Source organism: Allobosea sp. CER48 (assembly GCF_044752385.1).
In the GTDB taxonomy this organism is placed as follows: Bacteria; Pseudomonadota; Alphaproteobacteria; order Rhizobiales; family Beijerinckiaceae; genus Allobosea.
Genome location: NZ_JBIWYK010000061.1, coordinates 1 through 10,330, shown reverse-complemented (window position 1 = coordinate 10,330; position 10,330 = coordinate 1). Strand labels below are relative to the sequence as shown.

Below are 10,330 nucleotides of genomic sequence, written 5' to 3'. Positions count from 1 at the left end.
CACGGGATCGACCAGCTGTGGATCGGCGCCGAGACAGAAGGCGTGGCTGACGGTGACCTTGCCCTTCATGCCGAGCGCGCGGGTGCGTTCGATGATCAGGTCGAGCGAGAACAGGCCCATCTCGCCGGGCTCGTGCAGGTGGATGTCGAGCGGCCGGCCATAGGTCTGGCAGAGCCCGAAGATCGCATCGAGATGGCCCTTCGGGTCGCGGTCGATGGCGCAGGGATCGAGCCCGCCGACGATCTCGCAGCCGGCCTTCATCGCCTCATGCATCAGTTCCAGCGTGCCCGGCCGGCGCAGCAGGCCCGATTGCGGGAAGGCGACGAGCTCGATGTCCATGATCTCCGCGTACTCCGCGCGGGTCTTCATGATGCCCTCGACGCCCCAGAGGCCGAGGTCGGTGTCGACATCGACATGGCTGCGGGTATGGGTCGAGCCCATCGTCGAGGACTGGACGGTCTGGCGGGCCGACTGGCGAGCCGGGTCGAGATCGAGACGCCTCTTGCTCAGGCGCTCGTTGTCGATCTTGTCGAGCAGCTTCGGGCCGACCTCGTTGACGTACCAGGTCATGCCCCAGAGGCTCTTGTCGAGATGGGCATGCGCCTCGACGAGGCCGGGAATGGCGATCTCGCCGCCGCCATCCTCGACCGCCGCGCCGGCGGGCGCGGCGATGTCCTTCGCCATCCGGCTGATGCGGCCGTTCTCGATGAGGATATCGAGAGCCGGCCCGGCATTCGGCCGGACCTTGCGGATCAGGAGGGAGGCAGTCATGGCAGGCGTATCCTCGCGGTTTCTTGTGATGGTCAGCGCAGCTTCGGGTTCAGCGCGTCACGCAGCCAGTCGCCGAGCAGGTTGACCGAGAGGACGATCAGTCCGAGCTGCAGCGAAGGGAAGACGACGAGCCACCAGGAGCCGGAGAACAGGTACTGGTTGCCGATGCGGATCAGCGTGCCGAGCGATGGCTGGGTGATCGGCATGCCGACGCCGAGGAAGGAGAGCGTCGCCTCCGAGAGAATGGCGAGGCCGAGACTGAGCGTCGCCGAAACCAGCACCGGCGTCATGGTGTTGGGCAGGATGTGGCGGCCCATGATCCGGGTGGCCGGCACGCGGATGATGCGGGCGGCGAGCACATATTCCTTGCGGCGCTCGACCATGGTCAACGCGCGCACGGTGCGGGCATACTGAACCCAGCTGGTCAGAGCGATCGACAGCACCAGCACCACGGCGGAGAAGGGCTCGCGGAGTGCGGGCGGCAGCATCTCGCGGAAGATCGCAGAGACCAGGATCGCCATCAGCAGCGTCGGGATCGAGAGCACGGTATCGCCGAGCCGCATCAGCAGATTGTCGACACGCCCGCCATAGAAGCCGGCGGCAAGCCCGATCGAGACACCGATCAGCATCGAGACGACGACTGCGGAGAAGCCGATGATCAACGAGATGCGCGAACCGTAGAGGATTGCCGAGAGCACGTCGCGGCCCTGCGGGTCGGTGCCGAGCAGGAAGGGCCATTCGCCGCCCTCCTGCCAGATCGGCGGAATCTCGGCCTTGTCGATGAAGACCTGTGCGAGATCGTAGGGATTCTGCGGCGCGATCAGCGGGGCGAAGAGCGCGCTCAGGACGAGCAGCGCCAGGACGAGCGCCGAGAGCCAGGCAACCGGCGTGTGGCAGAAGCTCCAGCCGATATCGCTGTCGAGGAAGCGGCGCAGGCGGCCCGGCTTCTTCACCGTCTCGGCGGACAGGGTCTTCTCAGCGGGCATTCGCGCCTCCCGTCAGCGCGTCCTCGCGCAGGCGCGGATCGACCCAGGCATAGGTCAGGTCGACCAGCGTATTGAGCGTGACGAAGATGAAGGAGACGACGATCAGATAGGCCGCCATCACCGGAATATCGACGAAGGTCACCGCCTGGACGAAGAGCATGCCCATACCAGGCCACTGGAACACCGTCTCGGTGACCAGCGCGAAGGCGATGAGATTCCCGATCTGCAGGCCGGTGACGGTGATCACCGGCATCAGGCAGTTGCGCAGCGCGTGGCCGAAATTGATGGCGCGTGCCGGCAGGCCGCGGGCCCGGGCAAAGCGGATGAAGTCGGTGCGCATGGTCTCCAGCATCTCGGCACGGACGAGGCGCATCACCAGCGTGATCTGGAAGAGCGAGAGCGTGATGCCGGGCAGGATCAGCGCCTTGCGCCCGGACGCAGTCAGGAAGCCGGTGCTCCACCAGCCGAGCTGAACGACCTCGCCGCGGCCGAAGGCCGGCAGCCATTGCAGGGAGACCGAAAAGATCAGGATGAACAGGATGCCGAGCGCGAAGCTCGGCAGCGAGACGCCGAGGACCGAGACGAATTGAAGCGTCTTGGCGAGCCAGCTGTCTCGTCGGATCGCGGTGTAGACGCCCAGGGGGACGCCGACCGCCAGCGACAGGAAGGTCGCGACCAGCACGAGCTCGAAGGTCGCCGGGAAGCGCTCCGAGATCAGCGTGAAAACGTCCTGCTGGTTGCGGTAGGAGATGCCGAAATCGCCGCGCACGGCATTGCCGACGAAGGTCGCGAACTGCATCACGAAGCCCTTGTCGAGGCCAAGCCGGACGCGCAGCTCGTCGCGCTGCTGCTGGCTCGCCTGCTCGTTCAGCATCAGCTCGACGGGGTCGCCGACGAAGCGGAAGATCAGGAAGGCGAGAAAGGCCACCGCCAGCATGACCCCGGCGGCATTGAGCAGTCGCTTGAAAAGAAAGGCCGGCATCTCGACTACTCCGATTCAGCCGATGTTCCCTCGGCCCTCGTCCTGAGGAGCGAGCCGGAGGCTCGCGTCTCGAAGGATGAGGGCTGAGGGAGGTTGCTCGCCTCAGGCGATCACTTCATCACGGTCAGCCAGAGCCGCGGCTTGTTGTCCGAGGCCTGCACGGTGGACGCGACGGTCGAACGCATCGCCCAGGCCATCGGCTGCTGATGCAGCGGAATGAAGAGATGCTCGGCCTTGGCGATCTTCAGCGCCTCCTTCATCATCTCGATGCGCTTGGGCGTATCGAGCTCGACGCCGGCCTTGTCGATCAGCGCGTCGATGCGCGGGTCACCCCAGTTGCCCCAGTTGAACACGCCGCCCGTGCCGGTCTTCGAGTGCAGCACCTGCACCAGCAGCGAGTAGGCGTCGATCATCGGCTCGTTGGCCCAGCCGAAGGAGATGACGTCGAAGTCGCCCTTGACGCGCTTCGGCGTCTGCTGGCTGCGCGGAGCCATGCTGAGATTGGGCTTCAGCCCGGCGCGCGACCACATCGCCGCAACGGCCTGGCAGAATTCCTCCTCGTTCACCAGCGAGTCGCTCTGGCAGTTGATCTGGAACGAGAAGCCGTTGGGATAGCCGGCATCGGCCAGGAGCTTCTTGGCCCCGTTCAGGTCGAAGGGCAGGCGCTCGTCCTGCGACGGCTCGTAGCCCGGGATCGCCGGGGCGACGAGCGCACCGGTGTTGCGCGACAGGCCGCGCATCGCGCGCTTCTGCACCGCGTCGATGTCGATGGCGCGGTAGAGCGCCTCGCGCACCTTGATGTCCTTGAAGGGGTTCTTGTCCTTGACGTCGCTCTCGATCAGCTTGTCGCCGTGGTTGAGCGCGAAGAAGACCGAGCGCAGCTCGTTGGTCTGCAGCACCTTGACATCAGGCGAAGCCGAGAGGCGCGGCAGGTCCTGCAACGGCGCGACGTTGGTGTAGTCGATCTCGCCCGAGAGCAGGGCCGCGACGCGGGTCGAGGACGAGGTGATCGGCGTGAACTCGATGACGTCGATATTGTGCTTCGGCTTGTCCCACCATGCCGCGTTCCTGGCGAAGACCGTCTTGGAATCGGCACGCCGGCTCTCGACCTTGAAGGGGCCGGTGCCGTTGGCATTGTCGGTGGCGTAACCCTTCACGCCCTTGCCGGAATCGGTCGGAAGCAGCGAATTGTTCGCCTCCATCCACTCCTTGTCGAAGATGAAGATATTGGTGAGGTCGTTCAGGAGCAGCGGATAGGGGCCGTTGACCTCGATCTCGACGGTATAGTCGTCGATCTTCCTCGAGCTCTTGTAGGCCGGGAGGTTGCCCTTGAGCGGCGAGGTGTCGTGGGTGACGCGCGCCAGCGAGGCGATGACGTCGTCTGCGGTGAAGGGGTTGCCGTTGTGGAACTTGACGCCCTGGCGCAGCTTGAAGCGCCAGACGGTCGGCGACACCGTCTCCCAGGACTCGGCCAGAGCCGGCTCGATCTTCAGATCGCCGGTATAGCGCACCAGCCCTTCATAGACGTGGTTCAGGACGGCGAGCGTGAACGTCTCGCCGTAGGAGTAGGGATCGAGCGAGGCGATTTCGCGCGACGCGCCCCATTTGAGCGTCTTCGCCTCTGCAGCGCCCGTGAGCGCGAACGCGGCGACGGCCGCCAGCAACCAGGCCTTCTTCATCGAACTCTCCCCTTTTCGAACCGCCGCTCGTGCGGCCAAGTCCCGATCGTCTTCTGCCATCCCTTTAGGCATTTGGCGTTTCATTCGCCATTTCGTGTGCAATCATCGATCATTCTTGCATACGATATGAGAAAGGTATTGTATGCGATTATTGAACACAAGCGGAAACTGGATCGGAGCCCGCGATCGTGACATTGAGGCCTCGGAAAACGATCGGATCGGATCGAGGGAAGGCCGACATGGGCGAGCGTCGCGCGCCGGTTCTGCGGGCAGAATCCGTATACAGGGCGCTGCGCCGCGCCATCATCGAACAGGCGCTGAAGCCGGGCATGAAGCTGCCCGAGGATTCGATCGGGGAGCAGCTCGGCGTCAGCCGCACGCTCGTGCGCGAGGCCTTCGGACGCCTGGCGGTCGAGGGGCTGGTCGAGCTCAAGCCCAATCGCGGGGCCTCCGTCGCCTATCCGACCCTGGAGGAGGCGCGCGACGTCTTCGAGGTCCGGCGCGGGCTTGAGCGCCTCGTGGCCGAGAATCTGGCCGAGCGGCTGACGCCGGCCCAGGCGGCCGAGCTCGAAGCCCATGTCGCGCAGGAGGAGCGGGCGCATGAGCAGGATGGGCCGGAATCGATCCGCCTCTCCGGCGAGTTCCATATCAAGCTGGCAACGATGACCGGCAACGCGCTCTTGCTGCGCTACGTCCAGGAGGCGTCGTCGCGCTGCTCGCTGATCCTGGCGATCTACGGCCGCCCGCACTCCAGCGAGTGCGCCGTCTCCGAGCATCGCCAGCTGATCGAGGCGCTGCGCGCCGGCGATGCGGCTCGCGCTGCCGACCTGATGGACCGTCACCTGCGCGCCGTCGTGACCCGCGCCCTGCTGACGCCGCGCGTCGAGCGCGACATCCGCGACGTCCTCGCCCCCTACGCCCTCAGTGAAGGCCTGAACCCGGCCTGACCGCCGGCAAGGCCGCGACAGGGCCGGCGACTAAACCTCACTCGCACCGCTCATGGTCGCAAAGCGCACAAAGCCATGCGCCATACGCAGGCCAATTAGTCTTTGGTCTATTTGACCTGCGTCAAGAACATTCCGCCCCCTGCGCTCACGCCATGGCGGGGGCGGCGCTGATGCGCCATCCTGCCATGAAGCGGTCGCAACGGCCAGATCAAGGCCGGACGACCGGGGGTGGGCGACCTAGAGTTTCAGGGAGGGACGGGGCCATGCCGGGGACAATGCGCACCAGGCGCAACAACTCGCGTCGCCTTCCGCGAGGTGACGCATGACGACGACGACCGACATCATCGACTTCAAGGTCGAAACGCCCGACGGCGCCGTCCTCCACGCCTTCAAGGAAGGCCATGGCGAGCCCCTGCTGCTGGTCAGCGGATTGAGCGGCACGGCCGCCTTCTGGAGCGACATCGCCGCAACGCTGTCGCGATCCTTTCAGGTGATCCGCTTCGACCAGCGCGGCATCGGCAGCAGCACGCGTGGCGACGCGCCCTGCGACATCGAACTCCTCGCTCGCGACAGCCTTGCCGTGCTCGACGCCGCCGGCATCGGCCGCGCCGTGGTCCTGGGCCATTCGACCGGCGGCTGCATCGCTCAATCCATCGCCAAGATCGCGCCGGAGCGCGTCGACGGCCTGATCCTCAGTGCCAGCTGGATCGCTCCGAGCCGGTTCCTCAGCGCGCTGTTCGGCGCGCGCCTCGCAGTGCTCGAGGCCGACCCGCAGGCCTATGCCGCGATTTCGGTTCTCAGCAGCTACCAGCCACGCTGGATCGAGCAGAACTGGCACATCTACGATGCGGCGCTGGAAGCGGCACCGGTCAGCGAGCACGCGAAAACGGTGACGCGGGAACGCCTCAACGCACTTCTGGCCTTCGACGGCTCCGCCGATATCGAGGCGCTGCCGATGCCGATCCTGATCCTCGGCACGCGCGACGACATGGTCGTGCCGGTCCAGCATCAGGAAGCGCTCGCCGCGGCGCTGCCCGGCTGCCGCCGCGCGATCATGGAAACCGGCGGGCATCTCTTCCCGGTGTCGCGGCCGGACGCCTTCACCGCGACCGTGGCGGAGTGGATCGGCGAGCTCTGAGCAACGCCGCCGCGCGGCGAAATGGCCCATGCGAGGCGGTGCGGCTTCAGGCTAAATGAGAACGCCTCCAAGTCGAAAGACCGGTCCATGCGCGTGATTCTCCCGAGCCTTCTTCTCCTCCTCCTGGCCTTCCTCGCCCAGCCCGCCGCCGCGCAGGACGCCGCGGCCGGCGAGCGCTCCTTCAACAAGTGCCGCGCCTGCCACCAGATCGGCGAAGGCGCTCGCAATCTCGTCGGCCCCGAACTCAACGGACTGATCGGCCGGCATTCCGGCGCGGTCGAGGCCTACAGCTACTCGACGGCCAACAAGGGTTCGGGCCTGACCTGGGACGAAGCGACCTTCACCGACTACATCAAGGACCCGCGGGCCAAGATCCCGGGCACCAAGATGATCTTCGCCGGCATCAAGAACGAGAAGGAGATCAAGGACCTGATCGCCTTCCTCAAGCAGTTCGACAAGGACGGCAAGAAGCTCTGAACCGCACTGCGGCGTCAGCGAGTTTGGCCATGGGCGCCGGCCTGTCGTATCTCCTTCTGCCCGAGTGACAGAGGAGAGCTTGATGGCCGGCCCCGCGACCCGCACGAAGAAACCCCTTTCAGCGCTGCGGGACTTCCTGCATGGCGAAGCTGCGGGCGGCATCGTGCTGATGGCGGTCGCGGCGCTCGCGCTGGCTATCGCCAACTCGCCGGCGGCGCCGCTCTATTTCGGCCTGCTGAAGAGCTATGTACTCGGCCTGTCGGTCCTGCACTGGATCAACGACGCGCTGATGGCGGTGTTCTTCCTGCTCGTCGGGCTCGAGATCAAGCGCGAGGTGCTGGACGGGCAGCTGTCGAGCTGGTCGCGGCGGGCGCTGCCCGGCTTCACCGCCCTCGGCGGCATGATCGCGCCGGCGCTGATCTATCTCGCGCTCAACCTCGACGCGCCGGAGAGCCTGCGCGGCTGGGCGATCCCGACCGCGACCGACATCGCCTTCGCGCTCGGCGTGCTCTCGCTGCTGGGCCCGCGCGTGCCGGCCTCGCTGAAGGTCTTCCTCACCGCGCTCGCCATCCTCGACGATCTCGGCGCCGTCATCATCATCGCGCTGTTCTATACGGCGGAAATCTCGGGCCCGCATCTAGGCCTCGCGGCGGCGACGCTCGGCATCCTTGCAGCGCTCAACCGATTCGGCGTGACCCGCCTCCCCCTCTATCTCCTGCTCGGCGCGGCGCTCTGGTACTTCACGCTCAGGTCCGGCATCCATGCGACGCTGGCCGGCGTCGCGCTGGCGTTGACCATCCCGCTCAAGCCCTCGCCCGCGCGGCCCGACGACACGGAGTCGCCGCTGCACCGGCTGGAGCACGGGCTGCACCCCTATGTCGCCTTCCTGGTCATCCCGGTCTTCGGCTTCGCCAATGCCGGCGTCTCGTTCAGCGGGCTCGGCCTCTCGACGCTCGCCGCGCCGGTGCCGCTCGGCATCATGCTCGGCCTGTTCCTCGGCAAGCAGATCGGCGTCTTCGGCTTCGGCTGGCTGGCGATCCGCGCCGGGCTGGCCGACCTGCCGGCGCGCGCTTCCTGGGCCCAGTTCTACGGCATCGCCCTGCTCTGCGGCATCGGCTTCACCATGAGCCTGTTCATCGGGCTGCTCGCCTTCCCGTATTCGGAAGCGCTGCAGGACCAGACCAAGATCGGCGTCCTGGCCGGCTCGCTGCTCGCCGGGCTCTGCGGCTGGCTGGTGCTGCGCTTCTCCGCCAGCGAGGACATTCGCAGGGAACAACCCTGATCCGAACATTTTTTCGGCAGAACGCCTCTTCCATTTTTATGACCCGTTGCAATATTTATTCGCTTCGGCAGCCCATCCCGATTCGTTGCCGGAAGGCTCGCGGACTGGAAGGAGCGTTCAGCGTCGATGAAGAAGGCCAAGCGGAAACCCGGGGAGAAGCGGTCGCAGATCGCCGCCATGCCGATCCGCCATGCGGCTGACGGATCGACGGAGATCCTGCTCGTCACCTCGCGTACCACGCGCCGCTGGATCGTGCCCAAGGGCTGGCCGATGAAGGGGCTCAAGGACCGCGACGCCGCCGCGCGCGAAGCCTTCGAGGAAGCCGGCGTGCTCGGCCGCATCAGCCGCGAGCCGGCCGGACGCTACACCTACTGGAAGCGCATGAGCGACCATTTCGCGCTGTGCGAGGTGAAGCTCTACCTGCTCGAGGTCGAGAAGCAGCTCGACAGCTTCGCCGAGCAGCACCAGCGCGACCTGCACTGGTTCAAGCTGGCGGATGCGGCCGACCTGGTCGACGAGCCCGAACTCAGCACCGCCATCCGCAGGCTGGAGACGCAGCTCGACATCGCCGCCTGAGCGCGTCCGCCCGGAGCAAGCGCCATCGCCCGGCCGCGCCGACGCGCGGGCGTTTGCATTCGAGGGGCAGCGGAGCGCCGCGAGGCGCAATTGGTAATAGGGCCGCATCCATTGAGCCAGGATGCGGCGCGGAAGGATTGAGCCACCTTCCGCACGCCCCGTGGCGCTCCGCCTTCGGCGATTTCGGACTTCGGGCCGCGCTTATCGGGCCGTCGGTGCGCAGCACCGGCCGACCGTTCCCAGCGAGCTCCTCGCACAGGGGCCGTAGTACCCCCAGGGCGGTTCCCGAAGCCTCCCGGGAGTGGTTCGTAACACCACCCGCAGGCGCCGCCCCTCATCCTGCCTCTGGCATACCTCCGGACGGCTGCCCCTCGCGGATGAGGTGCCCCGAGCATAGGCATGGTCCGAGAGACCGGGGATTGTTTTTCAGGCGAAGCCGATCCAGCGGCCGGCGACGAGCACGGCGAGCCAGAGCGTGAAGGAGGCGAGTGCGCTCGCCCGCACCCGCGCCGCCGGGCGCTCCGTCGCGAGCGCCGCCGCCAGCGCCCCGCCGCGATGCTGGAGCGCGATATTGGCGAGCGCCAGCGCGAGCAGGCCGAGTTTCCAGAGGAAGGCCGGGTTCGCCGCATATTCCAGCGGCTTCACCGTGAACAGCCAGGCGCCGGTCAGCACGGCCAGCGCGAGGCCGCAGCCCGCGGCCCGCGTCAGGAACGGCGCGAGCGCGGCGAGCGGCGCGCCGCGGATCAGCCCGAGCAGCCGCAGATCGAGCGGCAGGATGGCGCCGACGAGCAGGCCGATGCCGAGGATATGCGCGGCATTGACGAGGAGATAGGCCGTGCCGGAACGCTGCAGCCACAGCGCGCCCGGCCAATGGCCGAACGTTTCGAGCAGCGCCGCCATCATGAAGCGACGCCCGTGCCATCGACCGCCTCGGGCATCGGCCTTCCCCGAGAATCGCCCCCCACCTTCGGGCCGCCGTCAGTTCGTGCGGATGCGCTCCGGGTACATGTCGTAGTTCTTGCCGGCGATCGTGAGGCGCACCGCCTTGATGTGCAGCTTGCTCTTGTCGAGGTGGCGGTTGCCGAGCGCGGTGACGGCGTCGCCGGGCTTCGCGGTGTCGCCGCGGAAGCCGGAGCGCTCGGTCTGGCTGGGATTGCCGAGATCGACCTGCCAGAGCCCGCCCTGCGCCTCGACCATCAGCATCGGATGCGGCGGCGCCATCGAGATCTGGCGGATCGTGCCCTGCAGCGTCATCTGCTCGCCCTCGGCCCAGGACCAGCCATGATGGGCGAGCGCCGGCCCGGCGATCGCGGCGGCAAGGCCGGCCAGCGCGAGCGGCAGGCGGCGGCGGTTCAGCGTCGTCATGCGACCTCTCCCCGGTCAATGCGCCCGGCGGGCGCTGCTCCCGACAACCAGCCTGCCACGGCAGGGTTGCACCCGGCCCATCACATCTGCGTTGGCGCTGGCGCGCGGCGTCAAGTTGACGTAAGGT

General features: G+C 67.0%; 11 protein-coding genes. 5 read left to right on the top strand and 6 right to left on the bottom strand.

Translation table 11 applies throughout. From position 1 onward, the window contains the following. The 4 genes from ACIPIA_RS04390 to ACIPIA_RS04375 all read right to left on the bottom strand — a co-directional run. A partial coding sequence (locus tag ACIPIA_RS04390) for an amidohydrolase family protein (protein WP_465246951.1) occupies positions 1-771 on the bottom strand: 771 nt, incomplete at its 3' end. A gap of 32 nt (positions 772-803) precedes the next feature. After that, complete coding sequence (locus tag ACIPIA_RS04385) at positions 804-1,757, bottom strand: ABC transporter permease (protein WP_400507041.1); 954 nt, start codon at positions 1,755-1,757, stop codon at positions 804-806. After that, the gene (locus ACIPIA_RS04380) at positions 1,747-2,739 is read right to left on the bottom strand and encodes an ABC transporter permease (RefSeq protein ID WP_400507039.1); all 993 of its coding nucleotides are present in this window, start codon (positions 2,737-2,739) and stop codon (positions 1,747-1,749) included. The genes ACIPIA_RS04385 and ACIPIA_RS04380 overlap by 11 nt, the downstream gene beginning before the upstream one ends. 110 nt (positions 2,740-2,849) lie before the next feature. Beyond that, on the bottom strand, positions 2,850-4,418 hold the full coding sequence (locus tag ACIPIA_RS04375; protein ID WP_400507037.1) for an ABC transporter substrate-binding protein: 1,569 nt from the start codon (positions 4,416-4,418) through the stop codon (positions 2,850-2,852). Positions 4,419-4,657: 239 nt separating this feature from the next. Between ACIPIA_RS04375 and ACIPIA_RS04370 the strand changes: the two genes are divergently transcribed. From ACIPIA_RS04370 to ACIPIA_RS04350, 5 genes are all read left to right on the top strand, one after another. Then, positions 4,658-5,365, top strand: coding sequence for a GntR family transcriptional regulator (locus ACIPIA_RS04370; RefSeq protein ID WP_400507035.1), 708 nt, complete (start codon positions 4,658-4,660; stop codon positions 5,363-5,365). A gap of 322 nt (positions 5,366-5,687) precedes the next feature. Beyond that, positions 5,688-6,503: an alpha/beta fold hydrolase gene (locus tag ACIPIA_RS04365; protein ID WP_400507033.1), complete on the top strand. Its 816-nt coding sequence runs from the start codon at positions 5,688-5,690 to the stop codon at positions 6,501-6,503. 87 nt (positions 6,504-6,590) lie between these two features. Beyond that, complete coding sequence (locus ACIPIA_RS04360; protein WP_400507031.1) at positions 6,591-6,980, top strand: c-type cytochrome; 390 nt, start codon at positions 6,591-6,593, stop codon at positions 6,978-6,980. Between the two features lie 82 nt (positions 6,981-7,062). Further along, a complete protein-coding gene (nhaA, locus tag ACIPIA_RS04355) occupies positions 7,063-8,262 on the top strand; it encodes a Na+/H+ antiporter NhaA (RefSeq protein ID WP_400507030.1) in 1,200 nt (399 codons plus the stop codon). Positions 8,263-8,388: 126 nt separating this feature from the next. Then, complete coding sequence (locus ACIPIA_RS04350) at positions 8,389-8,838, top strand: NUDIX hydrolase (protein ID WP_400507028.1); 450 nt, start codon at positions 8,389-8,391, stop codon at positions 8,836-8,838. A gap of 426 nt (positions 8,839-9,264) precedes the next feature. On the opposite strand, the gene ACIPIA_RS04345 is transcribed toward ACIPIA_RS04350, so the two are convergent. Together ACIPIA_RS04345 and ACIPIA_RS04340 are read right to left on the bottom strand one after the other, a co-directional pair. Next, the gene (locus tag ACIPIA_RS04345) at positions 9,265-9,738 is read right to left on the bottom strand and encodes a DUF2214 domain-containing protein (RefSeq protein ID WP_400507043.1); all 474 of its coding nucleotides are present in this window, start codon (positions 9,736-9,738) and stop codon (positions 9,265-9,267) included. A 78-nt stretch (positions 9,739-9,816) separates the two neighbouring features. Beyond that, a complete protein-coding gene (locus ACIPIA_RS04340; RefSeq protein WP_400507026.1) occupies positions 9,817-10,203 on the bottom strand; it encodes a DUF6152 family protein in 387 nt (128 codons plus the stop codon). Positions 10,204-10,330 lie beyond the last annotated feature (127 nt).

Bases quoted from the DNA above. Each gene is read 5' to 3' on its own strand.
- nhaA (WP_400507030.1), top strand. From the start codon at position 7,063: ATGGCCGGCCCCGCGACCCGCACGAAGAAACCCCTTTCAGCGCTGCGG.
- ACIPIA_RS04350 (WP_400507028.1), top strand. From the start codon at position 8,389: ATGAAGAAGGCCAAGCGGAAACCCGGGGAGAAGCGGTCGCAGATCGCC.
- ACIPIA_RS04360 (WP_400507031.1), top strand. From the start codon at position 6,591: ATGCGCGTGATTCTCCCGAGCCTTCTTCTCCTCCTCCTGGCCTTCCTC.
- ACIPIA_RS04345 (WP_400507043.1), bottom strand. From the start codon at position 9,738: ATGGCGGCGCTGCTCGAAACGTTCGGCCATTGGCCGGGCGCGCTGTGG.
- ACIPIA_RS04370 (WP_400507035.1), top strand. From the start codon at position 4,658: ATGGGCGAGCGTCGCGCGCCGGTTCTGCGGGCAGAATCCGTATACAGG.
- ACIPIA_RS04380 (WP_400507039.1), bottom strand. From the start codon at position 2,739: ATGCCGGCCTTTCTTTTCAAGCGACTGCTCAATGCCGCCGGGGTCATG.
- ACIPIA_RS04385 (WP_400507041.1), bottom strand. From the start codon at position 1,757: ATGCCCGCTGAGAAGACCCTGTCCGCCGAGACGGTGAAGAAGCCGGGC.
- ACIPIA_RS04375 (WP_400507037.1), bottom strand. From the start codon at position 4,418: ATGAAGAAGGCCTGGTTGCTGGCGGCCGTCGCCGCGTTCGCGCTCACG.
- ACIPIA_RS04340 (WP_400507026.1), bottom strand. From the start codon at position 10,203: ATGACGACGCTGAACCGCCGCCGCCTGCCGCTCGCGCTGGCCGGCCTT.
- ACIPIA_RS04365 (WP_400507033.1), top strand. From the start codon at position 5,688: ATGACGACGACGACCGACATCATCGACTTCAAGGTCGAAACGCCCGAC.